The organism is Hyphomonas sp. (genome assembly GCF_041398465.1).
In the GTDB taxonomy this organism is placed as follows: domain Bacteria; phylum Pseudomonadota; class Alphaproteobacteria; order Caulobacterales; family Hyphomonadaceae; genus Hyphomonas.
Window position 1 is genome coordinate 423,951 of the sequence record NZ_JAWKUS010000002.1, and the last position, 26,997, is coordinate 450,947.

The 26,997-nt window shown below is 62.6% G+C and carries 22 protein-coding genes and 2 tRNA genes; 6 read left to right on the top strand and 18 right to left on the bottom strand.

Going from position 1 to position 26,997, the window contains the following annotated elements; all coding sequences use genetic code 11:
• Window positions 1-40 precede the first annotated feature (40 nt).
• The 4 genes from R3C98_RS08655 to R3C98_RS08670 all read right to left on the bottom strand — a co-directional run bounded on the left by R3C98_RS08655 (window position 41) and on the right by R3C98_RS08670 (window position 5,670).
• Window positions 41-2,761 carry a valine--tRNA ligase gene (locus tag R3C98_RS08655; protein ID WP_371313711.1) on the bottom strand — a complete coding sequence of 907 codons (2,721 nt, stop codon included), beginning with the start codon at window positions 2,759-2,761 and terminating at the stop codon, window positions 41-43.
• Between the two features lie 82 nt (window positions 2,762-2,843).
• Window positions 2,844-3,518: a PopZ family protein gene (locus tag R3C98_RS08660; RefSeq protein WP_371313712.1), complete on the bottom strand. Its 675-nt coding sequence runs from the start codon at window positions 3,516-3,518 to the stop codon at window positions 2,844-2,846.
• Window positions 3,519-3,622: 104 nt separating this feature from the next.
• A complete protein-coding gene (locus R3C98_RS08665; protein ID WP_371313713.1) occupies window positions 3,623-4,900 on the bottom strand; it encodes a TolC family outer membrane protein in 1,278 nt (425 codons plus the stop codon).
• Window positions 4,901-5,016: 116 nt separating this feature from the next.
• Window positions 5,017-5,670 carry a protein-L-isoaspartate O-methyltransferase gene (locus tag R3C98_RS08670; RefSeq protein ID WP_371313714.1) on the bottom strand — a complete coding sequence of 218 codons (654 nt, stop codon included), beginning with the start codon at window positions 5,668-5,670 and terminating at the stop codon, window positions 5,017-5,019.
• 150 nt (window positions 5,671-5,820) lie between these two features.
• Between R3C98_RS08670 and R3C98_RS08675 the strand changes: the two genes are divergently transcribed.
• Window positions 5,821-5,894 (top strand) — tRNA-Cys (locus R3C98_RS08675).
• A gap of 320 nt (window positions 5,895-6,214) precedes the next feature.
• Window positions 6,215-6,290 (top strand) — tRNA-Asn (locus R3C98_RS08680).
• A 132-nt stretch (window positions 6,291-6,422) separates the two neighbouring features.
• On the opposite strand, the gene R3C98_RS08685 is transcribed toward R3C98_RS08680, so the two are convergent.
• The 8 genes from R3C98_RS08685 to R3C98_RS08720 all read right to left on the bottom strand — a co-directional run bounded on the left by R3C98_RS08685 (window position 6,423) and on the right by R3C98_RS08720 (window position 14,050).
• On the bottom strand, window positions 6,423-7,280 hold the full coding sequence (locus R3C98_RS08685) for an enoyl-CoA hydratase-related protein (RefSeq protein ID WP_371313715.1): 858 nt from the start codon (window positions 7,278-7,280) through the stop codon (window positions 6,423-6,425).
• A gap of 14 nt (window positions 7,281-7,294) precedes the next feature.
• Window positions 7,295-8,272, bottom strand: coding sequence for an NAD(P)H-dependent flavin oxidoreductase (locus R3C98_RS08690; RefSeq protein ID WP_371313716.1), 978 nt, complete (start codon window positions 8,270-8,272; stop codon window positions 7,295-7,297).
• Window positions 8,273-8,335: 63 nt separating this feature from the next.
• Window positions 8,336-9,544 carry an acyl-CoA dehydrogenase family protein gene (locus R3C98_RS08695; protein WP_371313717.1) on the bottom strand — a complete coding sequence of 403 codons (1,209 nt, stop codon included), beginning with the start codon at window positions 9,542-9,544 and terminating at the stop codon, window positions 8,336-8,338.
• Window positions 9,545-9,556: 12 nt separating this feature from the next.
• A complete protein-coding gene (locus R3C98_RS08700) occupies window positions 9,557-10,471 on the bottom strand; it encodes an oxygenase MpaB family protein (RefSeq protein WP_371313718.1) in 915 nt (304 codons plus the stop codon).
• A gap of 68 nt (window positions 10,472-10,539) precedes the next feature.
• Window positions 10,540-11,139, bottom strand: a complete 600-nt coding sequence (locus tag R3C98_RS08705) for an exopolysaccharide biosynthesis protein (RefSeq protein WP_371313719.1) — start codon at window positions 11,137-11,139, stop codon at window positions 10,540-10,542.
• Window positions 11,140-11,186: 47 nt separating this feature from the next.
• Window positions 11,187-12,557 (bottom strand): L-serine ammonia-lyase, encoded by a 1,371-nt coding sequence (locus tag R3C98_RS08710; RefSeq protein ID WP_371313720.1) that lies wholly within the window; start codon window positions 12,555-12,557, stop codon window positions 11,187-11,189.
• A gap of 76 nt (window positions 12,558-12,633) precedes the next feature.
• Window positions 12,634-13,818 (bottom strand): FAD-dependent monooxygenase, encoded by a 1,185-nt coding sequence (locus R3C98_RS08715; RefSeq protein ID WP_371313721.1) that lies wholly within the window; start codon window positions 13,816-13,818, stop codon window positions 12,634-12,636.
• 28 nt (window positions 13,819-13,846) lie between these two features.
• The gene (locus R3C98_RS08720) at window positions 13,847-14,050 is read right to left on the bottom strand and encodes a zinc-finger domain-containing protein (protein WP_371313722.1); all 204 of its coding nucleotides are present in this window, start codon (window positions 14,048-14,050) and stop codon (window positions 13,847-13,849) included.
• Between the two features lie 119 nt (window positions 14,051-14,169).
• Here R3C98_RS08720 and R3C98_RS08725 point away from each other — a divergent pair, with 119 nt between their 5' ends.
• On the top strand, window positions 14,170-15,123 hold the full coding sequence (locus tag R3C98_RS08725) for an ABC transporter ATP-binding protein (protein WP_371313723.1): 954 nt from the start codon (window positions 14,170-14,172) through the stop codon (window positions 15,121-15,123).
• Between the two features lie 18 nt (window positions 15,124-15,141).
• Here R3C98_RS08725 and trxA read toward each other — a convergent pair whose 3' ends face one another.
• The 6 genes from trxA to tsaE are packed head-to-tail and all read right to left on the bottom strand — an operon-like array spanning window position 15,142 to window position 24,338.
• On the bottom strand, window positions 15,142-15,462 hold the full coding sequence (gene trxA, locus R3C98_RS08730; RefSeq protein ID WP_371313724.1) for a thioredoxin: 321 nt from the start codon (window positions 15,460-15,462) through the stop codon (window positions 15,142-15,144).
• 56 nt (window positions 15,463-15,518) lie between these two features.
• Complete coding sequence (addA, locus tag R3C98_RS08735) at window positions 15,519-19,055, bottom strand: double-strand break repair helicase AddA (RefSeq protein ID WP_371313725.1); 3,537 nt, start codon at window positions 19,053-19,055, stop codon at window positions 15,519-15,521.
• Entirely contained in the window at window positions 19,048-22,095 is a 3,048-nt protein-coding gene (gene addB / locus R3C98_RS08740) for a double-strand break repair protein AddB (protein WP_371313726.1), read from the bottom strand. Before addB ends, addA begins: the two co-directional genes overlap by 8 nt.
• Window positions 22,085-22,810, bottom strand: coding sequence for a nucleotidyltransferase family protein (locus R3C98_RS08745; protein WP_371313727.1), 726 nt, complete (start codon window positions 22,808-22,810; stop codon window positions 22,085-22,087). Before R3C98_RS08745 ends, addB begins: the two co-directional genes overlap by 11 nt.
• Window positions 22,811-23,902 carry an aminoglycoside phosphotransferase family protein gene (locus R3C98_RS08750; protein ID WP_371313728.1) on the bottom strand — a complete coding sequence of 364 codons (1,092 nt, stop codon included), beginning with the start codon at window positions 23,900-23,902 and terminating at the stop codon, window positions 22,811-22,813.
• Window positions 23,892-24,338 (bottom strand): tRNA (adenosine(37)-N6)-threonylcarbamoyltransferase complex ATPase subunit type 1 TsaE, encoded by a 447-nt coding sequence (gene tsaE / locus R3C98_RS08755; RefSeq protein WP_371314026.1) that lies wholly within the window; start codon window positions 24,336-24,338, stop codon window positions 23,892-23,894. Before tsaE ends, R3C98_RS08750 begins: the two co-directional genes overlap by 11 nt.
• 137 nt (window positions 24,339-24,475) lie before the next feature.
• On the opposite strand from tsaE, the gene R3C98_RS08760 reads away from it, so the two are divergent.
• The 3 genes from R3C98_RS08760 (at window position 24,476) to R3C98_RS08770 (ending at window position 26,994) form a co-directional block, all read left to right on the top strand.
• On the top strand, window positions 24,476-25,723 hold the full coding sequence (locus R3C98_RS08760; protein ID WP_371313729.1) for an NAD(P)/FAD-dependent oxidoreductase: 1,248 nt from the start codon (window positions 24,476-24,478) through the stop codon (window positions 25,721-25,723).
• 16 nt (window positions 25,724-25,739) lie between these two features.
• Entirely contained in the window at window positions 25,740-26,060 is a 321-nt protein-coding gene (locus R3C98_RS08765) for a 2Fe-2S iron-sulfur cluster-binding protein (protein ID WP_371313730.1), read from the top strand.
• A gap of 145 nt (window positions 26,061-26,205) precedes the next feature.
• Window positions 26,206-26,994: a thioesterase family protein gene (locus tag R3C98_RS08770; RefSeq protein ID WP_371313731.1), complete on the top strand. Its 789-nt coding sequence runs from the start codon at window positions 26,206-26,208 to the stop codon at window positions 26,992-26,994.
• The last annotated feature ends 3 nt before the right edge of the window (window positions 26,995-26,997 follow it).

The window sequence follows — 26,997 nt, forward strand, 5'->3', positions numbered from 1 at the left end:
AATGCCTCCTGTCCATCTGACAGCAGGTTGGACTTGAAGGTCAGAGGCCTTCAAGTCCTTTTCGTGCCGCAGCCAGCTTTTCGCGCCGGGCTGCCCAATCGACGAGACGCTGGCGGTTCTCTTCAACAATTTCTTCCGGTGCACGGGCCACGAAGTTCTCGTTAGAGAGCTTCTTCTCGGTGGACGTAATGTCCTTCTCGATCTGGCCGAGTTCCTTGTCGAGTCGCTTGCGCGCTTCTTCGACGTCGACGAAATCTGCGATCTGCAGCGCTGCGATTGTCTCGCCGAACACGGCCGTCACGGCGCCTTCCGGTGTTTCATCGGTGAAAGCGATGTCTTCGATGCGGGCAAGGCGTTTCAGGACATCCTCATGCCGCATCGCGCGGTCTTCGATCTCTGTCCCGGCCTTGACCAGCGCCAGCGGGATCTTCGCCCCAGCCGGCACGCCCAGATCGTTGCGCAGCGAGCGCAGCTCCGTGATCAGGCCGATGACCCAGTCGACTTCCTGCGTTGCCGCTTCGTCATGGAAGCCGGTAAAGGCCGGCCATTGCTGGCCCATGAGGAAGCCCTGCTCGGCCAGGCGGCCAGGCGCGCGGCGGTCCCACAGTTCTTCGGTCACAAACGGCATGAACGGGTGCAGCAGCTTCAGCGTCTCGTCGAGGACGTAGCCGCAAACCTTGCGCGTCTCGGACTTGGCCGCGTCATCCATCCCGCCGAGCAGCGGCTTGATCAATTCGAGGTACCAGTCGCAGAACGTGTTCCAGACGAAGCGGTAAATCGCGCCTGCGCCGTCGTCGAAGCGATAGTCTTCGATGCCCTTGCTGACGTCGGCCACGCATTGGGTCAGCTCGCCGAGGATCCAGCGGTTTACGGGGCTCTGGATTTTATCGAAGTCGATCTCGCCCGGCGCGCCGCACTCGTTCATCTCGGCGAAGCGGGCAGCGTTCCAGAGCTTGGTCGCGAAGTTCCGGTTGCCTTCGACCGCCTGCTTGGAAAGGCGGATGTTGCGGCCCTGCCCGGCCATACGGCCCATCGTGAAGCGCAGCGCGTCGGCGCCGTATTCATCGACCAGTTCCAGCGGGTCCATCACATTCCCTTTGGACTTCGACATCTTCTGGCCCTTCTCGTCGAGGACCAAGGCATGGATGTAGACATCCTTGAACGGAACTTCGCCCATGAATTCGAGGCTCATCATCATCATCCGGGCAACCCAGAAGAAGATGATATCGAACGCAGTGACCAGCGTTGCGGTCGGGAAGAAGGTTTTTAGATCGTCCGTCTGGTCCGGCCACCCTTGCGTCGAGAACGGCCAGAGGGCGGATGAGAACCAGGTATCGAGGACGTCCTCTTCCTGCTTCAGCTCAACGCCTGCGCCAGCCATGGCTTGCGCTTCTTCGGCAGACGCGGCGACGAAAATTTCGCCTTCTTCGGAGTACCAGGCCGGGATCCGGTGTCCCCACCAGAGCTGGCGGGAGACGCACCAGGGCTGGATGTTTTCCATCCAGTTGTAATAGGTCTTCTCCCAGTTTTCCGGGACGAACTTCGTCTTGCCGTCGCGCACGGCTGCAATAGCCGGCTGGGCCAGCGTCTTGGCATCGACATACCACTGGTCCGTCATCCAGGGCTCGATGACGACGTTCGAGCGGTCGCCGAAGGGCTGCTCGATCTTGAGGTTCTCGATCTCCTGCAGCAGGCCGGCCGCTTCGAAATCCTCGACGACCTTCTTGCGCGCATCAAACCGGTCGAGCCCGCGGTACGCTGCCGGAATGCCCGCCGCATCGGCCTCTTCGCCATCCACGATGGCAGCAACAGAGTTCAGGATGTTGAGCGGCGTATGGCCCGCGCGCTTGCCGACTTCGAAGTCGTTGAAGTCATGCGCAGGGGTGATCTTCACAGCACCGGAACCCTTTTCCGGGTTTGCATATTCGTCCGCAACGATCGGCACGCGGCGGCCGACAATCGGCAGCTCGACGAACTTGCCGACAAGGCCTTTGTAGCGCTCGTCATCCGGGTGCACGGCAACGCCGGTATCGCCCAGCATCGTCTCCGGGCGTGAGGTGGCGACGACGATATAGTTCCGCGTCTCCGTGCCGGTGACGTTGCCGTCCTCGTCCTTGACCGGATGCTCATAGGTCACGCCATGGGCGAGCGGGTAACGTAGGTGCCAGTAATGGCCGTTCACCTCGCGCTGATCGACTTCGAGATCCGAAATCGCCGTCTGGAAGTGCGGATCCCAGTTCACAAGCCGTTTGTCTCGATAGATCAGGCCCTTGTTGTAGAGATCGACGAACACTTTCGTGACGGCCTTCGACAGGCCCTCATCCATGGTGAAACGCTCGCGGCTCCAATCGCACGAGGCGCCCAGGCGCTTCAGCTGGTTCACGATGGCGCCGCCGGATTCGGCTTTCCAGGCCCAGACGCGGTCGACGAAGGCCTCGCGGCCCATCTCCCGGCGGCTCATATTGCCTTCCTGGGCCAGCTGGCGCTCGACCACCATCTGCGTGGCGATGCCCGCATGGTCCGTGCCCGGCTGCCAGAGGACGTTCTTGCCGCGCATCCGTTCGAAGCGGATCAGAACGTCCTGCAGCGTGTTGTTCAGCGCGTGGCCCATGTGGAGCACGCCGGTCACGTTCGGCGGCGGAATTACGATGGAATAGGCCTGCGCAGATGTGTCACCGGAGGGCTTGAAGCAGCCTTTGGTCTCCCATGCCTCATACAGGCGGGGTTCGGCTTCAGCGGGGTCAAATCTTTGGTCGAGCATCGTTTCGGGCGTATTCCAGATAAAAAGAAAAGGCGCGCCGGTGGCGGCGCGCCCTTCCCTATAAACAATTTGGCGGGAGAGGCTAGCGCGCCATGCGGGAGATCCGCTGTACCTCGGCTTCAACCTTCTCTTCAACGATGGAGGCAAGGTTGGCATCGAGCCATTCCTTGATCATCGGGCGCAGCAGCTCGCGGACAAGGCCTTCGAGCGTATTGTCGGTGCCGAGGTCCATTTTGGAGATGAGCTTGCCGAGCGCACCAGCCGCAGCGTTTGCGGTGGACTCGTCAGTCAGAGAGGCGCTTTCGTAAGCAGGCGATGCAGACATGGGTTTCTCCACAGGCGCAGGTGCGGGAGCCGGAGTTGGTGCGGGAGCCGGTTTAACCGGAGCAACCGCAACAGGCTCCGGAACGGGTTCTGGTTCCGGCTCAGCTTCATATTCGGCGGCACGTGACGCGCTGAGCAGGGATTCGAAGCTCTGGGCAGGCTCAGGAGATGCCTCAGGCACTTCTTCCTCAGCGAAGTCCTCGATTTCGAAGGCTTCCATCTCCAGCTCAACGGCCTCTTCCTCGAAAGTTTCCTCGCGGATGTCTTCGTCGAACATCACCTCTTCGAGGCTGACATCGTCTTCCTCGTCGTTGGCGATCTCAGGCTCCGGTTCAGAGGCCGACGCTGGCGCCGCCGCGTCATCGGATATGATCTTACGGATCGACGCGAGGATTTCCTCCATCGTCGGTTCCTTATGTGCTTCGTTGGCCATCAGAGCCCCCTGATATGCTTTCGCGTCGTCGAATCTATTTACGATCGCTAAGGCGATTGGGTTAACAAAGACCTGACAATGTTAACCTCTTCCGGGACCGGTAGCTATGGTTGCGCAAGCTGACCAGTCGCCCGAAGCAGCTGATGCGCCGCCACATAGGCATCCCGTTCAGCCTGAACCAGTGCGAGGCGGGCCTCGAACAGCTGCTGTTCCTGGTTGAGGACGTCCAGCGTCGTTCGAACGCCGACCGACAGCTCTTCCTTGGCCCCATCATAGGCGATTTCGGCCGCATCTACCTGACGCTTGGAGGCCTCGATCGCCCGCAGGGTCGCGTCATAGCCGTACCAGGCGGAGGCGACTTGCGCCCGGATCGACCTGTCCAGCGCATCGATCTGGCGGCGCGCCTGATCCCGGCGAAGGCGAGCGGCCTTCGTCTGGCTTTTCACCAGTCCCCCCGTGAGGATCGGGATAGATCCCTGAACCACGCCGGAAACCGATGATTGCTGCACGTTCCGGGTTTCAAATCTTGAATACTGGGTCTGCGCCGTACCCACGAGGTTCACGGTCGGGCGGCCCTGCGCCTTGGCAGCTTCAATCGCTTCCATCGCTGCCCGTTCGGAATGGCGGGCCGCGATCATGTCGGGATTGGCTTCAAGACCCAGCTGAGTCGCCTGCTCAAGAGATTCCGGAAGAGACGGCACCGCCGGCGGAGGTGCCAGGTCGCCGGGCGTGAGCCCGGTCAGGAAGGAGTAGTTCGCAAGGCTGGTCTCGAGTGCAGCCTCGGCGCCGGCGAGCGATGCGCGCGTGCCTTCGAAATTGGCGCGGGCGAGCGAGACGTCCGTCCGGGTGACAACGCCAACCTCGAAGCGGTCTTCTGCTGCACGAAGCTGCTCTGTCGATACCTCGACATTGTTCTGGCGGATGGAAACTGTCTCCCGGTCGCGGCGGACATCCATATAGGCCGTGATCACCTGCAGGATCAGATCCTGCACAGCCGCATCATACTGGGCGTCAGCTGCACCGATTCCCGCCTTGGCCTGACGGACACCCGCCGAGATCCTGCCGCCCGTATAGATCGGCTTGGTTGCCTGGACTTGCGAGGAAAAGGCCCCGGAATCACCATTGCTGATGCTGAACGGCGAGTTGGTGTCGGTATATTGGTAACCAGCCGAGCCACCGAGCGTCACCGTGGTGCGACCGCCAGCACGCGCCTGTTCCAGCGATTCCCGTGCGATGTCCGATTCGACGCGCTGCGATTCCAGCTGCGGATTGGACAGGATCGCCGAGGAAACGGCATCCCCCAATGTCTCGGCCGACACATTGCCGGTCACCAGCAGGCCGGCAAGCGCACTGCCCGCGAGGATGCGAAACTTCAGGGTCATGATAGGCTCCTCAGATGCCGTAATTACAATTACAGACCTATATATAGGCCGTGCGGCCACAGAGAACAGTGTTCACTTTTCCGGGGAGTTAACGATAGCGCCCTGCGCCCCGAAAATCAGAACACAAATGCCTTTTTGCGGTCGAATTGTGCGAATTTCGGCGGGAACGCATCGAAGGCGTAGCGCGAAGACACGGTATCACCGGCTTTGGTGTAGACACGGCCGCGGCTGGCACCGTCCTGCTCCAGCTCGACAACCGCCAGACGGCCACCCTCTGACAGTTGGTCTTTCCAGGCTTGCGGCACGGTTTCGACCATGCCGCAGACATAGATCGCATCAAACGGCCCCTGATCCGGCAAGCCGTCTTCCAGCTTGCCTTCAACGGCAACGGCGCGGTCAAAACCGAGAGAGGCGAAGCGTTCGGACATCGCATCAACGAGCTCGGCCGTTTCTTCCAGCGCGATCACCGTCTCTGCCAAGTGGCTGATCAGGGCGGTCTCGTAGCCAGCGCCTGCACCAATAACCAGAACGATGTCGGTTGGCTTGATTCCAGCGGACTTCAGCAGTTTGGCGGTATCCCGCGGCGTCCAGAGCGCGCGGCCTTCCGACGTCTCGATCTCGAGTTCGGAATAGGCAACCGGTTTGCGGGTCGCCGGGACGAAAGCCTCACGCGGGGTATTCATGAAGGCGTGGACGAATTCAGGATCCGACACGTCGTTCGGGCGGATCTGGCTGTCGACCATGATTTCACGGGCGGCTTCGAAGTTCATGGGCTTTCGCCTTTCGGGCTGCGTATGTTCCTCTTCGAGAGCCCTTTAACATGCAGCTTCATACATGCAATCGGCGATAAACGCGCACAGGCATGAAAACGGCAGATTGCACGCCGCGCGGAAGGTTGCTAGGAGGCCTGCTTCCGGCATGGCCCTGTGGCGGAGTGGTGACGCAGCGGATTGCAAATCCGTGTACGCCGGTTCGATTCCGGCCGGGGCCTCCAGACCTTCCTCAAGCGACCAAATCCCCTGTATTCATGCGGTTTTTCCGCAGGTGTTTTGGTGTGCCGGGATAAAATCCCGAACATTGACGAAGAAATTCGAGTTTTCGGCAAGTCGTTTAGGTCGCGTTAACCATTTCCGCTGATTGTTGATCCTGTCTTCTCTTGGAGACACCCACCATCACCCAACGCCTCGGCGGGAGACATGTCTCCCGCCCTTTTTTTGTGCGTTTTTCTGATGTGATCTGAAAGAATTGTGCCGTTCGCAGCAACAGAGGGCTTGAACCGGTGGAGCGGTCTGGTAATAGCCCCTCTCCGGCTGTTCCGCGATAGCTCAGTTGGTAGAGCAGGCGACTGTTAATCGCCCGGTCGTAGGTTCGAGTCCTACTCGCGGAGCCACCTCTTCCCTAGAGACCTATCCAACAGTTTGCGGCGCCCGGGCACCGTGCAGAACACCATGTAAACGCCATTTATACACCATGTATAAAGGCGCCCGAGAGACCGCTTCCTGGCCCGATACGCGCCCCAGGCCTATTTCCACCAGGGGTACCCTTCCGGCATGTCGGATGAGACCTTTCCAGGAAATGCAGGCGGGCGTTTCTCCAGGAAGGCCGTGACACCTTCTTTCACGTCCGGAGATGAACCGAGCGTCAGGGCGAACTGGCCGTCCACTTTCAGCAAATCAAACGGGTGCGCCGCAGGCCCGAAACGCCAGAGCAGCTGGCGCACGAGCGCAACCGAAACCGGCGCCGTGTTCTGCGCGATCTCGGCAACGATTCGCTTGGCCGCGGGCAGAAGCTCCTCTGGCGGGTGAATTTCGCTGATCAGGCCACCTTCCAGCGCTTCCTCCGCCCCGAACACACGTCCTGTCATGCACCAGCGCAGGGCCTGAGGCAGGCCGACCAGCTGTGGCAGGAACCAGGCACTGCCCGCTTCCGGCGGCAGGCCGCGCTGCGCAAAGACAAAACCGAACTTCGCCTTCTCGGACGCGATCTTGATGTCCGTCGGCAGCACCATCGTGATGCCAACACCGACGGCCGCGCCATTGAACGCTGCAATCAGCGGCTTCTGGCAGGCATACATCGCGCCGATGAAGCCTGCCCCGTCCCGGTCCTTGCCGGGTTCGGCCGTTCCGAAATTCTTCGCGCCCGTGCCGCTCTTCGTGTCGAAGGCGTCTGCGCCATCGGAAATGTCCGCACCTGCGCAGAAGTGCCGGCCCGCGCCCGTGATGATGATGCCGCGAACGTCATCATCTGCATCACAGGCGCGGATTGCGTCGGCGAGTTCCAGCCCAAGCTGGTTCGTGAACGCGTTCAGTTTTTTCGGGCGGTTGAGGGTGATGATGGCCGCAGGGCCATCCTTCTCAAGAAGCACCTGCTCGTAAGCCATATCACCCTCCCCGCTTATTTGACCATCGACTCGAGGCGGCCCCGAATAATCTTCTCGGCATCGGCGACGATCCGGTCGATCAGTTCCTCGACGCTCGGGATGTCGTGGATCAGGCCCTGGATCATGCCGGCCGACCAGATGCCGCCATCCGTGTCGCCCTCGTCCATCGCCTTGCGGCCGCGGACACCGGCGACTAGATGCTGGACATCCTCAAACTTCGCACCGCCCTTGCGCTCAATGGCAACCACTTCGTCGGACACAGCGTTCTTCATCACGCGCGCTGTGTTGTGCAGCGTACGGAAGATGAGGTTCGTGGCGCGCTCGTCATTCTCGACCATCTGGCGCTTGAAGGCCTCATTGATCGGCGCCTCTTTCGTGACGCAGAAACGCGTGCCCATGTTGATGCCGTCGGCACCGAGGGCCAGCGCTGCAGCGAGGCCGCGTCCATCGCCGAAGCCGCCTGAAGCCAGCATCGGCACTTTCACCTTGTCGGCCGCTGCCGGGATCAGGATCAGGCCCGGAATGTCGTCTTCGCCCGGGTGGCCAGCACATTCGAAACCGTCGATGGAGATCGCGTCAGCGCCCATCCGCTCGGCCGACAGCGCGTGGCGTACAGCGGTACATTTGTGGATAATCTTGATGCCGTGCTGCTTGAAATGGTCGATATGTTCCTGCGGCTTGTAGCCTGCGGTTTCGACAATCTTTACGCCACCCTGAATGATGGCATCGCGGTATTCCGCATACGGCGGAGGCTTGATGGCCGGCAGGATGGTCAGGTTCACGCCGAACGGCTTGTCCGTCATTTCCTTGGTGCGCGCGATTTCCTTCGCCAGGTCTTCGGGCGTCGGCTGCGTCAGCGCCGTCAGGAAGCCGAGGCCGCCCGCATTTGCGACCGGCGCGACCATTTCGGCATAGCCGACCCATTGCATGCCGCCCTGCGCGATCGGATGTTCGATCCCGAAAGCCTCGGTGAAGCGTGTCTTGATTGCCATTGTGTTCCTCCTTGAGCCGCGTCTGGCGGCCATGTTGATGTTCAGTTGCCTCGTGTTCCGGTCCTACAGGCGCAGCTGTCCCTTGGCGAGAATGTTACGCTGGATCTCATTCGAACCGGCATAGATAGAACCCGCCCGATCATTGAAATACTTTGCCGAAGACGTGACAGCACTTTCCGGACCGACCAGGGGGGCATTCGATGGCGGCGCGGTCGTCACCGGCCCGCCCGGGCTGGTGTGGTGCGGCTGGAATGGCTGCACATAGACACCCGCCAGCTCAATCGCGAGTTCGGTAATATGCTGGCTGAGTTCGGTGCCGCGGATCTTCATCATCGATCCCTTGAGCCCCGGCGTGCCGCCACCAGCCAGCTCCGCCATCAGCTGCATTTCAGCCGCTTCGAGCGCCATGGCGTCTGCCTCGGCGAGGCTGATCTTGCGGGCGAAATCCGGTGTCAGCAGTTCCTGCTCTGCTGCATGACGGCGCAGCGCCTCCAGCCGGGCGATCAGGCGCGGGCCATAGGCATTCCCGCCCCGCTCGAATTCGAGCAGGTATTTCGCAACCGTCCAGCCATTGTTGACTTCACCGACTACATTTTTCTTCGGCACACGGACATCTGTGAAGAACAGCGAGTTCTGGATGTGCTCGCCCGAGGTCATCACGATCGGGTCGACACGCACGCCGGGCGAATTCATGTCAATCAGGATAAAGGTGATACCCTGCTGCAGCTTTCCGGAGCTATCCGTACGTACAAGGCAGAAACACATGTTGGCCATATGACCGTGCGTGGTCCATATCTTCTGGCCATTGCAGATGAAGTCGTCTCCATCCTCGACGGCAGACATGGTGAGCGCCGCAAGGTCTGAGCCTGCATGCGGCTCCGAATAGCCCTGGCACCAGAAATCCTCGCCTGAAAGGATGCGCGGCAGGTAGTAATCTTTCTGCGCCTTGGAGCCATGGCCGATCAGGGCCGGGCCACACATGCCGATACCCATGGGCGACAGCGGCGGCGCGCCGGCGCGCGCCATCTCCACGTCGAAAATGTAGTGTTGCGCGAGGCTCCAGTCACAGCCGCCATATTCAACGGGCCAGGACGGGGCGGCCCATCCCTGGTCGACAAGGATCTTCTGCCAGGCAAGGCCGATCTCCTTTTCGGCATAGACACTGGTCATGCGCGAAGCGTAGCGGCGAAGGTCTTCGGTCAGATTGTCAGCGAGGAAATCCCGCACTTCCTCGCGGAAGGCTTCCTCATCGGGCTTGAAAGCAAGATCCATGAGTTTGCGCCCCTATTCGGCCGGGATGGTCTGATGCGTACGAGCCTCAAGGAGGCGCGCGCGCTCGGCATCGCTTTTCCACAGGAAGGACCGCGGCAGGCCGAGGCGCTCGCTGGCATGGGCAGCGGGCGAAGACGGGTCAGGGATCCGCTCGGCGGTCTTGGCCATCATCTTCACAGTCATCTCGCCCTTCCATTGGAGGTTATATTCCGGGCCGAGTTCCAACCGTTCACGGACGGCCGGCGGCAGGATGGCCACCGCCGCATGAACGAGCGCGCTCTGCAGGCCTTTCGGCACGCCCGGCGCGGCGCGGCCGGAGCACATGATGTCGAGAAACTCGGTGTTGATCGGATGCGGTTCGAAACGCGGCAGCAGCTTCTGCATCATCGCATCGAAGTCTTCCAGCGAACGGATCGGGTTTTGCACGCCATAGAGCCGAGCGACGGGCACGCCTTCTTCGAAGAAGCGCTTCTTGTCGGCATCGGAGACCGGCTTCACGAAGCGGTCATAGGCCGTCAGGAAGCCGAAGCTCGCCGTGGCGCTGACCCAATCGAGCAGTTCGACATCGAGCGCCTTGTAATGCTCTCCGGACGGTGTCTGCCCTTCGACCCGGGCATGCATGTTGGTGACGCCCTGAATGACCCGCCGGGCGGCATTTTGCGGGCCGTAGACACCGACCATGGCAGCCGTACCGGTGCGCTTGGATCTGCCGATCGGGTCTGTCTTGAACACGGAATGATCCCACACGCCTGAGCGTATGCGCGCGTCGGCGAATTCGAGGAGCACCGCTGCGACGCCGCCAATGGCGAGCGCAACCGGGTTCTTGAAAACCTGCCAGGAAACGGAATCCGGACCGGCAAAAGCCGGTTCACCGGGCGGATTAAGGTAATCCACTTTCCAGCCGAGATAGGATTTGATCTCTGACATGGCTTCCTCGCCTTACGTTTTCGCAAGCGTAACCCAGCCATCGGAAGTCAAAAAGGCCGTACCCGGCGTCAAGCGAACGCGCCGGAAATCCGGGCCCAGAGGCGGAAAAGCAGCCAGCAGGCCCCTGCCAGTCCAAGCGCCGCGAGGATCAGGACGAAACCGTCCCGCGCGGTCAATGCCAGGCCGAAAAGGAATACGGTCAGCCCCGGCAGCACCGGACCGAACGGCACCAACCCCAATGGAATGGTCAGGATGGCCGCAGCGATACAGATCAGCGCCACGAACGGCGCGAACAGCGGAGACGTCAGGAAAGCCAGCCGCGGTTTCAGGAAACGATCCACCTGGCAAACATAAGGATCGGCCAGTTTGATGCCCTGCAACAATGCCTCTCGCGGGAATTCGATTTTCAGGAAGCGCGATGGAATCCACGGAAAAGGCCGCCCGATCAGGATCTGACCGGCGATCAGGAGCGTGATGATCCCGACCAGCCAGGTTGCCCCCGGGATGATGGTGAGGGGGCTGAGCGCCAAAAAGCCCAGCAGCAGCAGGATGGGACCATAGGATCGCCGCCCAACCGCATTCAGCATGGCCCGTACGGTGACCTTGTCGCCTTCGGTATTCGTCTCCAGGCTGTGCAGCAGCGAAGACAGATTATTGACCGTGGCCATACGGCCCTCCCAGTGATGTCTCGGCAATCAACTCCAGGACAGAACGCTCAACACTCGATTACGTTCACGGCGAGGCCGCCCTGTGATGTTTCCTTGTATTTGGAGGACATGTCCATGCCGGTCTGGCGCATCGTTTCGATCACCTGATCCAGCGATACGCGGGCCTGATCGACCGAGTGCAGCGCGAGACGTGCGGCATTGGCAGCCTTCACGGCGCCGATGGCGTTGCGTTCGATACAGGGGATCTGGACGAGGCCGCCAACAGGGTCGCAGGTCAGGCCCAGATTGTGCTCCATGGCGATCTCCGCAGCATTGCATACCTGTTGCGGATTGGCGCCCCAGACTGCCGCAAGCCCGGCAGCCGCCATGGAACATGCCACCCCCACTTCGCCCTGGCAGCCCATCTCTGCACCGGAAATTGACGCGCGCTGCTTGTAGAGCAGACCGATCCCGCCGGCCGTCAGCAGGAAGCGGCGCAGGCGAGCGGTCTTGTCCTCAGCGTCGGCGCAATAATGGCGGATGACGGCCGGTATGATCCCGGCGGCGCCATTGGTCGGTGCGGTGACGACCTGTCCGCCGCTGGCATTCTCTTCATTCACCGCCATGGCGTAGACATTCAGCCAGTCGAACAACTGTTCGCGTTCATTCGATTGCGGAGCGTCCTGCAGCTTTTTCCAGAGGCCGGGCGCACGGCGGCGTACATTCAGCCCGCCGGGCAGAGTTCCTTCGCGGGCAAGCCCCCGCTCGATACAGGCGAGCATGACGTCTGCAATCCGGTCAAGAGAGGCTTCCGTCTCGGCACGCGGGCGCATCGCATCTTCATTGGAGAGGATGATCCCGGCGATGCCCGATTGGTGCGCGGCACAAAGGTTCAGCAATTCTGCTGCGGACGTAAACGGGTGCGGTACCGAAGGGCCCACCGGCAGGATATCGTCCTCGACCGGGCGCTGCAGCTGGCGCTCCGTCGCAATGAAGCCCCCTCCGGTCGAGTACCAGGTCTCATCCGACAGGATGTCGCCCTCCGGTCCGAACGCACGCAGACGCATGCCGTTCGGGTGGAGCGCGGGTAGCACATCATAGGCGAATACGATGTCCGCTGCCGGGTCGAACGGAATTGCGTGTCCGTCCGGCAGGGTGAGCTGGCGGGAGGCTTCGAGAGCGGCGACGTCCCGCTCCGCGGCGTCGGGTTCCAGCGTCTCCGGCTCGAAACCCAGCAGGCCCAGCATCACGGCCTTGGGCGTTGCGTGCCCTGCCCCGGTGAGCGCGAGCGAGCCTTGCAGTTCGACCTCGATGCGAACGACGGCGCCCAGGTCTTCCGTGAGGTCCGTCAGAAACCGGTTCGCGATGCGGATCGGGCCGACGGTGTGAGAACTGGAGGGGCCAATTCCGACTCTGAACAGGTCGAGGATAGAAAGCATTCTTCACCGGATCGTTTCTGCGGGGCCGGTCTTCCTGCCCCAAGGTCAATTCCGGGGCAAGTTTAACCCGCAACGATCACAGAGACGTTTCGTCGTGAGAATAGATCCAGTCGAGGCGCGAGCGGACAAATCCGGGCGCCGCGCGGGCGGCCATTGCCATGGGCACGTACGAGCCGAAACGCGTAATGGGATTGCCACGGTGGTACAGTTTGGAATTGGCGCGCGCGCCCTCCTGCACGCGGGTCACGCGCGGCTTGCGACGGGCCTCATAGGCCGCGAGCGTTGCCGGAATATCCGCCTCGGTTTCAAGGCAAGCCGCCAGCGCCCAGGCATCCTCGATCGCCATTGCCGCGCCCTGCGCCAGGAAAGGCAGCATCGGATGGCAGGCATCGCCCAGCAGCGTCACACGGCCATCGCTCCAGGTCGGCAGCGGTTTGCGCCCGTAAAGGGCCCATCTGTTCATCGAGTCAGCGGCTTCGATGATCGCGGTGACGGAGGGGTGCCAGCGTTTGAAATCCTTCAGCGCCTGCTCTTTCGCGCCGGTCGCCGTCCAGGATTCGTCGCCCGGTGTCTTGTGTTCCACCACGCCGACGAAATTGGCGAGGCTGCCCCGGCGCAGCAGATAGGTGACTGCGTGCCGGCGTGGCCCTACCCAAACGGCTGCTGTCGGCGGCGGCGCATGATTGCCAAGTGCGGTGACAGGCGCGGTTGCCCGCCAGGCGAGGCAGCCCGTGAACTCCGGCTTGTCCGGGCCCAGCATCTGGTCGCGCACGGCTGAGTGAATGCCGTCAGCGCCGACCAGCAAGTCCGCCTCGATCACGGCACCGCCAGCGAAGTGCGCGGCGACCTTATCGCCCCGGTTCTCGTACCGCTCAATCCGCTGGCCGAGGATCAGCGAATCCGGTGCTCGTGCAACCAGTTCCGCGCGCAGGGCTTCGATCAGATCTGCCCTGTGAACATGAATGTATTCGGCGCCCCAGCGGTTCATCGCCGCCTTGCGCAGAGGGATGGTGAATATCTTCCGCCCGCTTCGCCCCCAGCGCATCTCGGCGGCCTGCGGGCGGAACGCATCCGTCATCACCCGCGCGCCAACGCCCAGCGCGTTCAGAACCTTCATCGCATTTGGGCTGAGCTGCAGGCCGGCGCCGACTTCACTGATCACGCCTGACTGTTCCGCGACGGTGACGGTGTGGCCGCGCTTTTCAAGCGCCAGAGCAGCCGTCAGCCCCCCGATTCCACCGCCGACGACAAGAACGTGCATGATCAGCCGGCTCCGTGCTCAGGGAGAATCAGCGACCCCGGCCGGGGTCATCCTTGCCGCCAATCAGAACGAAACGGCGGTCGCAGTATTTGCACTCGACAAAGTCTTCGTCGCCCATTTCGTACCAGACGCGCGGATGGCCAAGGGCCCCGCCGCCGCCATTACAGGAGACCTTGTGGCTTTTGACCATCACGACTTCGGGTGGGTCGAAAACATCGCGCTCGGTAGACATTGGATCGCCTATTCAGTCCTGTAAGTTGGCCCCGGCTTGTTCACCGGGTCTTACAGCCCTACCTAGAGCGCACCAGTGGACCGCGCAAGCACCGCCATGCCGCAGGAAAGAAGGACTGGATGACTGACCAAAACGCCGCCCCGGAATACGCAATTGAAGTCGAAAACCTGCAGAAAGTGTACGCAGCCTCCGGCCGGATGCCGGAAAAGCACGCCCTGAAGGGAATCAGCCTGAAAATTCCGCGCGGATCGATCTTCGGCCTGCTGGGGCCGAACGGAGCCGGCAAGTCGACCTTCATCAACATCCTGGCGGGCCTTGTGAACAAGACCTCCGGTACGGCCCGCATCTGGGGGCTCGATATCGACGAATACCCGCGCCAGAGCCGCGCGGCCATCGGGGTTGTGAACCAGGAGATCGTTGCCGACCCCTTCTTCACGCCCTTCGAGATGCTGGAACTGATGGCTGGCTTCTATGGCGTGCCAAAAGGCGAGCGCCAGACCGACGAAATCCTCGCCGCTGTGGGCCTCGACGACAAGAAAGACGCCTATGTGCGCCAGCTGTCCGGCGGCATGAAGCGGCGCCTGATGGTGGCCAAGGCCCTCGTTCACAATCCGCCGGTCCTGATCCTGGATGAGCCGACCGCCGGCGTGGACGTGGAATTGCGCCGCTCGATGTGGACCTATGTGCGCGAGCTGCACGAACGCGGCACGACGATCATCCTGACGACTCACTATCTGGAAGAAGCCGAAGAGCTCTGCGATTCCATTGCCATCGTGAACCATGGCGAAATCGTCGCCTGCGAACCGACGCCGCAGCTCCTGTCCCGCCTCGACTACAAGACTCTGGTCATCTCTCCGAAAGAACCCCTGGCAGACGTGCCTGATGCCCTGTCGGCGCTGGACGCAAAACTCCGCGAGACCGGCGAGCTGGAGATTACGTTCCGGACCAGCGAAACCGGAATCGGCCGCCTTCTGGAACAGGTTCGTCAGGCCGGAATCGGAATCGGGGATCTCGTCACCGAGACCCCCGACCTTGAAGACGTGTTCCTGGCGCTGACCAGCGAGCCAGCCTAGGGCTCGCTGTTCGGCGGATCAGGCCGACTGCTTGATCCAGTCGGCAATCGCCTGCTTGCTCATCGCACCGAGATGCGTGGCAGCAACCTTGCCATCCTTGAAGATCATCAGCGTCGGCATGCCGCGAACGCCGTATTTCGAGCCGGTCATCGGGTTTTCGTCGACATTGATCTTGGCGACTTTGACCTTGCCGGCCATTTCTTCGGCGACGGCCTCCAGATGCGGAGACATCTGCTTGCAGGGGCCGCACCATTCGGCCCAGAAATCCACAACGACGGGGACATCGGAATCGGCGATGACACCGTCAAACTCGTCGTCTGTTACATCAATCGCTGCCATGGCGAACTCCTCAATTTCGGTTCAACAGACTGCTAGATAGGGACTCCCGGCACAAGTCAAACCTCGCTGCCAGCACGGTTTAGTGAGGCTAAAAGCATCTCTTCCGGCAGCGGCATCAGTTTTGGCCCGTCTGTCCAGCAGAGTGCGGCGCGGACATGGAGTTTCTCGTAGGCCTCTTTCAGCACAGCCCAATAGACCGCCATCTGCAACATATAGCTATCCCCGACACCCTCCGGCGTATCCGGCGCAGGCTGGTCCGTCTTGAAATCGACGATCAATACTTCCTTGTCCGACACGACCAGCCGGTCGACCCGGCCATTGATCACCACGCCCTCCGGCAAATACTTTTTGGAGGTTCCGATGATCGCCGCTTCAGCCCGGCCGCCGGGCGCGAACACGCCCGCCATGGCCGGATCCTGCAGCACGCCCAGTGCTGCCGACAGCATCTCTTCCCGCTCGGCCTCATCAAGCGAGGCATCCCGCGCGAGGAAATTGCGCCCGGCAGCCTCCCGGTCGGCTTCCGCGACATCCGGCAGGTATTGCAGCAGGGCGTGGATGAGGCGGCCGCGCTTCAGGCGAGCTTCGCGCCCCTCCCCGAACGGCGCCATGACCGGCATGTCACGACCGAGCAGGCTGGTCGGTGCGCTGAACTTGCGGCGCGCGGTGACGGGCGTGTCTTTCACCTGCTCCAGCGCCCAGCCAGGATAGCCAGCTTTCGCCTCGTCTGCCTGGCTGCCTTTCGGCACCATCACCGGCGCCACGCCAAACCGCCGGATTTCGTCGCGAGCCTCGCCCTCGGCCGGGACCAGCTTGTCCATCGCGTTCAGGCAAAGCGAATACCAGGACCGGTCATGGTAACCGCCCGAACCATCGCGGCCAAACCAATGGCCCGCGATGATGAGCCGGTCCTGCGCCCGGGTCAGGGCGACGTACAGCAAACGGCGGTGCTCCTCCTCTGCGCGTGCGTCGGCCAGCGCCCGCGCGGCGGTAACTTCCGCGAGTTCGCCATCCCTGCGAGGGGACCAGACCGGTACACCATCAATCTCGTGGACACGCCCGCCGGACGGTTTCGGCGCACTGGTCGTGTCCGGCAAGATGACGACCGGCGCCTGCAAGCCCTTGGCGCCGTGCACGGTCATCACGCGAATTTCGCGCTCTGGTGCGGCGAGGTCGCGTTTGATCTCCACTTCACCCGCTTCCATGCGCGCGACGAAGCATTGCAGCGAGGCGGGTTCAGTCGAGTCAAAAGCGATGGCTTCTGCGATCAGCGCCTCGACTGGATCACGCGCCGGATGGCCAAGGCGGGCGTTGAGTTTCTCCCAGCCTGTCGTACCGTCCGCTCCAGGAACATCCAGAACGGCTGTGAGAAAGTCGAACGGCGGCAGGTGGGCGTTATCGATCAAACCCTGCAGGAATTCCGCCGTTACCTGGATATCCGGATCTGTACTGGCCTGCACGCGTTGCCACAGCGTCTCACCACGCTTGCGGCCGTTCGCCAGCTCGAACAGGTAGCGGTCGTCATCGACGAGGCCGAGGAATGGCCCTCGCAGGATCTCGGCCAGCGTCAGGTCCCGCTCAGGAAGGGCCGCGAAGCGCATCAGGTTCAGGCAGTCCTGCACGCCGATATGGTCGCCCAGTTTCAGCCGGTCGGCGCCCGCCACAGGCAGGCCTTGCGCCTTCAGGGCACCGATCATCGCATCGAAGAGGCCGCCGGTGCGTCCGCGCACGAGGATCAGGATATCCTCCGGACGTACAGGCCGCTGGCCCCAGCCGCCGTCTGTCTCAGCCCAGATACTCTCGCCCGCATCGATCATCGACCGCACGGCCTTCGCCACATCTGTGGCAAGGCGGGCCTTCGGCGAAGATGAGCGCATCGCGTTGACCGGCCGGGCCCAGGCGTCTTCCTCTTTTTCCTCCTCCTTTGGCGGAATAGGCCACAGTTCTATGGAGCCGTTCTGGTTCGACCGCCATGAAACGTGGTGCACCAGATTGCTTTCTTCCGGCGGCACGTCAGCCGGCGCGTTCGGAATGGGGGGCGCCTCGTTCCAGACCGTGTCGACATATTCCAGCACTTCCGGCCCTGACCGGAAGGACATTTCCATCGTCTCTTTCAGGAGGTCCGAATTGCGGGACTGGAACTGATGATACTGCTTCAGCAGCTGGGACGGGTCCGCACCCTGGAAGGAATAGATCGACTGCTTCTCGTCACCGACGACGAACAGGGTGCGCGGGTCCTGCGCGCGTTCGATGCCCTGCCCGGCATCGAATTCCCCGGTCAGCGCATCGACGAGTTCCCACTGTGTCGGGCTCGTATCTTGCGCTTCATCCAGCAGCAGGTGCGAGAGGCCGCCATCCAGCTTGTAGAGCACCCAGTCGGACATGCCCGTGGCTGTCAGAAGGAAACGCGTGTGTTCGATCAGGTCATCGAAGTCGAGCGCCGCACGGGCGCGTTTCAGTTCCCGGTAGCGTTCCAGCGCCGGCAGGCCGACACGGATCATGGCGGACGTGCGCGTGAAGGCGGCGGCCCGGTTGAGCCGGTCCTCCAGCTCCACCATCCGGTGCGCTTCCTCGCCGAGGCCGTCCTTCATCTGGAACAGACCAGCGACAAGCGGCGAGGCGTTGCTCATGCCCTTCGTGTACGGATTGGAGGCGCGGAGGTCACCGCTCGCCGTGCGGAAGACGGACCGGTAGAGCGCCCAGCGCTCGCCCGCATCTTCGGTGGCGAGAACGGCCATCAGCTTTTCGCCCGTGGCCAAGTCGGTCTTGGCGCCTGTCAGCAGCAGTTCAGCCACCGTGCGGATATCGGCTTCTGGCAACGCTTCGCCCATGGCGAGGTCCAGCAGTTCTGGGACGGATGCCTCCGGCGCGTTCAGGCGGTCCCGTAGGTCATCATCCATTGTGCCAAGATCACCATCATGGTGTTCAGCAAACCGAAGAACCGCCGTGCCGATGCTGCGCAATGTATCCAGCGCCAGCATCGCGCCCTCATGCCCGCCTTCGAGGGCGAGCAGGTCGAGCAGATCCGGCATCGCTTCCTGCGCCGCCATGACGGCTTCGCTGCGCGCCTCGTTCCAAAGGGCGAAGGCATCATCTTCCTCGATCTCCGTAAAGCCGGGGAAGACGCCTGCCTCCAGCGGAAAGCGCCGCAGGACACGCGCACAGAAGGCGTGGATTGTCTCGATCCGCAGGCCACCGGGCGTCTCAAGCGCATTCGCGAACAGAGCCCGCGCGACCTGCAGGTCTTCGGCGTTATAGTCGCTGACCTTACGGCCCTGCAGCTGGGCGAGCTTCTTCCGCAGCGGATCGTCTTCCATCACAGACCACTGGCCAAGCGTCTTGAAGAGACGAGACAGCATCTCGCTGGCCGCAGCCTTCGTATAGGTGATGCAGAGAATGGAGTCTGGCTTCGCGCCGGGGCGACCGTCCGGACGGCGCAGCAGCAGGCGCGCAACGCGGTCGATCAGCACCTTGGTCTTGCCGGACCCGGCATTGGCCATGACGAATGCCGAGTGCATCGGATCGGCCGAGCGGGCCTGGACCTGTACGGCCTTGCGGAAATCCTCCGTGTCCGGCGACTGCACGATGTCACTCATCGCCGCCCCCGTCTTCGGTGTCGCCCGCCCATTCCGCCCGGCGGGCGAGGCGGTTGTAGCCATTGTCGTATTTTACGAACTGGACGCGTGGCGCGGAAAGGAAGGCCGAGTCATCCTCGCGATAGGCTGCGATCAGGCGCAGCAATCCCTCTTCCGCCGTCTTCGCCAATTCGTCCGGCGTTGCCTGCAGCGCCCGGCTCTGGCCGATCACGCGGGCATCGGGCTTCGCCTTGAAGGCCACATATTCGAGACCGGACACGCTGCCCCCGGGGATGCCTTCATAGCCGCCCTTGCCCGCGATCAGCGCCTGCAGCGGCATTTGCTGGCTAAGCTCGGCGGCGATTTCCTTGTCCGAGGGCGGGTTGCCCGTCTTGAAGTCGATCACGATCAGGCTGCCGTCGGGCTGCCGCTCGATCCGGTCGGCCATCGCGGACAGGGTGAAGGGGGCGCCGCGAATGTCGAAGTCGAGACGGCCCTTCACTTCAAGCTTCGGCTTGCCGTCGACCCGGCGCTCAGCCCGCCAGCCGAGATACCATTCCGACATCTGCTCCAGAACCGCCCGGCGCGCGGCGAGCACGGCCTCCGGTTCTCCTGCGGCAGAGAGATTTGCCATCAGCAGTGAGACGAGATGCGCCGCCGTCTTCGGCGCGCCATCTTCCTCGAAATCCTCCAGCGCCTTGTGGATCGCCGTGCCGCGCGGCGCAGGGCCAAGTTCAGCATTCATGGGATCGACGGTTTCGAGCTTCAGGACCTGCTCGGCCCAGATCGCATACGGGTCGCGCTGCAGCACATCGACCCGCGTCACAGACAGTTTCTGCGGCCAGCCTTCCGGGCGGCGGCGCGGCTTCGGCTCAACCGGGAAATCCTTGTCCAGCGTGTTCGTGCCGCGATCACGCAGGGCGAGCGCCCATTCGAGCGGGTTATCCCCATCCGGCGAAAGAGCATCCTTCGCTGCATCGCCGAGCGCGCCTTCGGCCAGCGTCTTCAGGCGCCACACCCAGCGGGAGGCCACAGCAGGCGCATCGTTACGGCGGAGGGCATGCAGCATCGTCACTTTCGGCGCGCAGGCAAGCTGGGCAAAGTCGTGCGCCGACAGGCCGACCCGGTCTTCCGGATCGCTGATGCCCAGCTCCTTCCGGAAGCGGCGCGGCAGAAAGGCATCGGCCGGCGGTCGCTGCGGCCAGACATCCTCGTTCAGACCGGCGAGGATAATATGGCTGGCAGACTGCAGCCGCGCTTCCAGCGGCCCCCAGATAGCGAGTCGGGGATGTTCGGAAACGCCGGCGCTGACCGTCCGCCGGGCGGCGTCCGCCTCGATCAGCTCCGCGAAGGCATGCGGCGGCATCGGGGCGAGATAGTCGGCAAGGTCCGCGACATGCTCCATCATCGTCGTTGCGGAGCGGCCGTCTTCGCCAGCCCAGGGAAATGGCGTCTGACTGACGCGGGCTGCGAGTGCAGCGATACGCTCGGCGATGTGTCTACCTGGCATCGGCCCGGCAGCGGAGAAGTCTGCGTCTGTCTCCCGGAAAGCCGTTGCAATCTCTTCGACGAGCGCGATGGCGATACCCTGCTCTGCGTCTGAAAAACCGGCATACTGGTCGATCTCCCTCCGGTGACGGACGGAGTGCTCCAGGTCTTCGAGGGAACGCCAGTTGCGCGCACCGCGCAGGAAATACCGGTCGAGCGTATCGGCGCCTTCGAACCCGCGCACAAAAGGATGTTTCAGGACGGCGCTCAGGATCACTGGCTCTGCCGGGTCCAGCACCCATCGGGCGCAGAGGCCGATCAGGCTGCCGGCGGTCGTCTGGCCGAGCGGGCTGCCGGAGGATGGCGGAACGTCCAGCCCCCAACGCTTCAGTACACCGCTGACCCGCCGCGCGAGCGTTGCATCCGGCGTGACGAGGGCAGCGGTCTCGGTGGGATGTTCCATTACCTGGCGCAGCAGCAGCGCAGCTGTTTCCGCCTCTACGGCTTCGTCCGGGGCTTCAATGACTGTCAGGCCATCGAGCGCAGAGAGGGCAAAGTCCTCTTTCTGGGTACCGAGCGAAGCCGACAGTGTGTCGAGCGTCCGGCGCCAGTCGGCCGTGGATTCCGCCGGGGCCAGCGCCTCATGGATCATGCGGCGGCGGGCTTCGGCTTTTCTCGCGCCGTCCGTGCCGGGCCAGACTCCGACGTCTGACGGGGCAATGCCAAGGTCGCGCAGCGTGTCAAACAGGATATGCTGCGGGTGACTGACAGACCCCGCGATGACTTGGCGGGCCTCTTCGTCAGCAAGCATGTCGAGGCCCGGCAGCACGACCAGTCCCTGAGGCAATTCCATCGCCGCTTTCATCAGGATACGGCCGGCTGGCGTCGCACCGGTGGAGCCCGCGATCAGGACAGGCGCTGTTGGCGGCTCTTCTGCCCAGCGCTGCGCAACGATGCGGGCGGCGGCGATATCCCGCAGGAACGGATCACTCTCTCCGTTTTCTGCCAGCCATTCCGGCCAGCTTTCCGATATGATCTTCAGGAATTTGACCGACTGTTCCCAGTGCCGGGCCAGTTCTGCCGATCCGGCGAGATCCGGCAAGCTGGACCAATCGACATTTTCGCTAAGCGCAGCCTGCTCCATCAGGCGGCTCAGCTCCTGCGCCGCAGCCAGTGCGGAGGCAGCGGGCAGCTCGATACTGTACGCCCTGCCATAGAAAGCCTGAACCAGTTGGGTCAGCGCACCGAGGCGCCGCGCGGGCGACATGGCGGGAGGCAGGCCAGCGCGCGAGGCGTCAACGGACGGCGCTTCATCCGTTTCGATATCGCCCAGCGTGCGGATATCCGGCGGCAGGATCGGCTTCTGGCCGCCCGCGTCGTAAAGCACCCGCGCCAACACCCGCGCAGAGCGCCGGTTCGGCACATAGATGATGGCATCGGCCAGCGCGTCGGGCTTGTCTTTGAGGCCAGCTTCCTCCGCCAGCGTTCTTGCCAGTGCGCGAAGGAAATCCGTTCCCGGAGGAATGGTGTAAACGCGGGAGGCGCCGGAGAACAGTCCGCCGCTATCCGCCATGGCAGGCCAGCCACATTTCGGCATCCTTCAGCGCCTGAGGATCACCGACATGCAGCCAGAACCGGTCCAGCAACACACCGTGCAGGCGCTTCTGCTCAATCAGCGGCGCCCAGACGCGCAGCGCGGAGAAGCGTTCGATGGGTTCACTGTCATAGAGCTGGGGCCGGATGATGCGCAGACCGCAGAAAGCATAAGGCGCGCTCGGCGCGTCGCCACGCCGGGTCATGCTGCCATCCTCGTGGCGGAAGAAGTCGCCCGGCCCGCCGAAGCCCAGCGTGCGGCCCGTATCTGCAACCAGCAGCAGGGCGTCCATCGCAGACGGATCGAACGTCTCTGCAAGGGCATGGATCGGCTCAGCGCCTGACGGTTCCCAGAAGGCATCCGTGTTGGCGACGATGATCGGGTCCTCGCCAAGCAGCGGCCGCGCCTTGGCCAGTGCGCCACCCGTCTCCAGCACCTCGCCCCGCTCGTCGGAAATGATGATCTCGATATCCGTGCGGGCTTTCACATGCGCTTCGACCTGATCGGCCAGGTAATGAACGTTGACGATCGCGCGCTGCACACCGGCGGCGACAAGCGGGTCCAGCATCCGGTCAATCAGCGCCTTGCCGCGAACTTCGATCATCGGCTTCGGGCAATCATCGGTCAGCGGGCGCATGCGTGTGCCAAGACCGGCGGCGAGCACCATGGCGGTGTGCGGAACTGGCACGCTCATTCAGAAGCCCTCGAAAACAAATGGGGTCGTCCGCCGCACGAAGGCGTTCATGTCCTTAAGCGCGGGATGTGACAGATTTCGGGCAAGAATGGCGAGCTGCCGCGGCTGGAAAAGGCCGTAGCGCGGTTTGCCATCACGGTGCTGGAGGCGGGAGAATATACCGGCAATGCGCAGGGCGTTCAGCGCGCCGATCACGGAAAGGCGCTCGTCGAAAGCCTCGCGCGACTTTCCGGTATGATCGAGGTAGTGCCGGATGGCGGCTTCGGCTGCCTCCGGCGAGACGGCCCGGCGCGCGTCCTGCGTCAGCATCGCCATGTCCCAGGCGTCCCAGCCGCGCACGGCATCCTGGAAGTCGAGCAGGCCGACTTCGCCATTGCCCAGCCAGAGCAGGTTCTCCGCATGGAAATCCCGCAGCGTGAAAGTGCGCGGGAACTCCATCGCCTGCGCGATCAGTTGGTCGCGCACCTTTTCCCACTCTTCCCGTTCGGCGCCTTCCAGCGCGCCGCCGCCCTGTTCCGCGCGAAGCCAGTCGGCGTAGAGGTCCGCATTCGAGACCAGCGCCAGCCGATCGAAATCGAGGATCGGCCAGACGTCGGCACCATTGGTGAGGACACCGGGCGCATCCTGACGATGCAGTTCAGCGAGAATGTCCGCGGCGGTCACATAGGCGGTGTGCTCATCGACACCTCCGGCCTCGATCTGGCGGGCGATTTCGAGATTCTCTCCGAAATCCTCGATCAGGGCGAAGCCGTGCGCGCTGTCATGCGCGATGATTTCCGGGGACCGGAAACCGCGATGGCGCAGATAATCTGCGATCAGGACGAAGGCATCCACGCGGGATGCCGCGAGGCGCGTCGAGGCGTTCCAACCCATGGCGATGCGGGTTGCATCGTCGGCGTCCGGCGGACACGCGCCATCCTCCACATTGGGCGCGTCCATCAGCATCGCCCGCGTGCCGTCCGGGCGGACCAGGCGGATATAGCGCCGGGTCGACGCGTCCTGCCCGAGCGGAAAACGCGCCGCGTTCTCCCAGCCCACACGGGTCAGGAAGGCGTTCATGTCTGCCGCGCGGCCTGCGTCGTCAAAACCCATAGAGTCGTGTCTGCCAGCCTTCGCCGCGCGGTTCCAGTGTCACGCGCCGGCCTTCCCCAAGGATTTCGATGGTCACATCCAGTCGCCATGCCGGCAGGTGGTCACCCGCCCGGTCCGGCCACTCGACGAGGGCGATACCGTCCTGCGTTTCGTCCCAGCCCAGTTCGACCACCTCGTCGGGGGATTTCAGGCGATAGAGGTCGAAATGCCAGATCGGCAGCGGTCCGGAATCATACAGCTGAACGAGCGTATAAGTCGGGCTTGGTACGTCCATAGTCCCGCTATAGTCCGCTATAAGCCCACGTGAGAACGTGGTTTTCCCGGCGCCGAGCTCTCCATGAAGGGCGATCACGTCCCCCGCCTGAAGCAAACGGGCCACACGTGCCCCAACGTCACGCAGGGCAGTCTCGTCTGGACATTCAAGAATCACTGTCATCTCATGCATATAAAGGCGCTGCGCTAATTCGTGCCATGGATTCACGGCGCCTTGCACTGTAACCGGGCTAGATATAAAAGACTAAAAACGTGACGCATGCGTCATAAATAAATTCCGGCCTTGAGGGAGGTACCAGTTTGGATCTTTCAGACGCATCGCAGATCGTCCTGATCGGCGGCGGGCAAGCTGCCGCGCAAGCCGTGCAGTCCCTGCGGATGGGAGGCTATACTGGCAAACTGGTGCTCGTGGGCGACGAACCCGCCCTGCCTTACCAGCGCCCGCCCCTGTCCAAAGCCTACATGAAGGGAGAGTTCGCCGAAGAGCGCCTCTTCTTCAAGCCGGCTGCCTGGTACGAGGACAATGGCGTCGAACTGATCCTCTCCACCCGCGCCACGAAGATCGACCGCGCGGCGCAGGTCGTGGAACTCGAACACGGCGCGATGCTGAATTATGACGCGCTGATCATTTGCACCGGATCCCGCCCGCGTCCGCTGCCCGTGAAGGGCGCGGACCTTGAAAACGTTTTCGATTTGCGGGGCCTGGCCGATGTCGACCGGATCCAGCCGAACATGGTGTCCGGCCGCAAGCTGGTGATCATCGGTGCCGGATATATCGGGCTGGAAGCTGCTGCGGTTGCCCGCCAGATGGGGCTGGAAGTCACCGTGCTGGAAATGGCAGAGCGCGTTCTGGCACGCGTCACCAGCCCGACCATGAGTGCGTTCTACGAAAAGGAACACCGCTCACAGGGCGCCACGATCCTGACCGGCGCCCGGCTCGATCATCTCGAAGGCGAAGACGGAAAAGTCTGCGCCGCGGTTTTGGCGGATGGAACGAAACTGCCCGCGGACATGGTGCTAGCGGGCATCGGGATCCTGCCGAATATCGAACTGGCCAAGGATGCGGGCCTGACCATCGACAACGGTATTGCGACAGACCGCGACGCCCGGACATCCGATCCGCGCATCTTTGCAGCGGGCGACTGCGCCAGCCGGCCGCTCGTCCACTATGGTCATACGGGCCGCCTTGAAAGCGTCCACAACGCAATCGAACAGGGCAAGCTCGCTGCCGCTGCCATCCTGGGCAAACCGCGCCCGCCCGAGGATTGCCCGTGGTTCTGGTCCGACCAATATGACTTGAAACTGCAGATCGCCGGCCTCAATCAGGGCCACGATGAAATCGTTGTTCGCGGCAATCCGGATGACCGGAAATTTGCCGTGTTCTATCTGCGCAACGGCACGCTCATCGCTGTCGACGCGGTGAACAGCCCGCCAGAATTTCTGGCGTCCAAGAAATTGATCATGACAGGCGCAAAAGTTGCACCTGACATGCTCAAGGATACATCCATATCAATGAAAGACATCGCTGTGGCCGCCGCCTCAGCCTAAGGAGACCAAAAAGCCGATGCCGAAGATTACCTATGTCGACCACGATGGCACCGAACGCACTGTCGAGGCGAAGAACGGCGAGTCCGTAATGGAAGCCGCTATCAAGAACTCAATTCCAGGCATTGATGCTGACTGCGGCGGCGCCTGCGCCTGTGCGACCTGCCACGTCTATGTGGACAGTGCCTTCATGGACAAAGTGGGCGAACAGCAGGAAATGGAAAAGTCGATGCTCGACTTCGCCGAGAACGTTCAGGAGAACTCCCGCCTGTCCTGCCAGATCACTGTTTCTGACGATCTGGACGGCCTGCGCGTGACCACGCCGGAAAGCCAGCACTAGGCTCTTCACAATCTGAAGATTTTGCACCCCGGCCTGCCAGGCCGGGGTGTTCCATTTCTGCCGCCGTTCCCCTAGCGGTACGGGTTGGTTCCGAAAAGGAATGCGTCTAGGCAAAGGGTGAACTCTGCCGATATGGACAAGTGTCATGAACTATACTGATCTCATCGCCTCCATCGCCTATGGTGCAGACAACACGTCTCGCGTCACCGTGCCGGAAGGCTGGATGCAGGGCCGCACCACCTATGGCGGGTTGACGGCTGCCCTCTGCCTGAAGGCTGCTCTGCCTCTTGCAGGTGATCGTCCACTGCGGTCAGCGCAAGTCGCCTTTGTCGGTCCGGCATCCGGCGAACTCGTATCGGTTCCGACTGTGCTGCGGGAGGGCAAGAACACGGCCTTCATCTCTGTCCGCATGACCGGGCCGGAAGGCATCGTCGCCGAATGCATCTTCGCCTTCGGCACGGCGCGGGAATCGAGCCTCGACTTCTCGAACATGATCGCACCGGTCGTCACACTGCCGGACGAGACGAAACAGTTTTTCCCGGATGAACGGAAGCGCCCGGCCTTTTCGCAGCACTTCAATGTTCGCCTCGCGAAAGGTGGGCGCCCGATCAGCGGAGCGAAGGATGGCGAGATTGTTCTCTGGCTACGCCACAGAGACGAAGCGGCACCGATGGATGCCGTCACCCTGCTGTCGATTGCGGACTCGCCACCGCCCGCCGCCCTGTCGATGCTGACGGTGCCGGGCCGTATCAGCTCCATGACCTGGATGGCGGAATTCCTGACGGACGACATTTCCACCGAAGGCGGCTGGTTCCTTGCCCAGCATATCGCCCAGACGGCGCAGCAAGGCTATTCCAGCCAGGCTATGCGCCTCTGGAATGCGAAGGGCGAGCCGATGATGGTCGGCCGCCAGACAATCGCGGTATTCGGCTAGCGC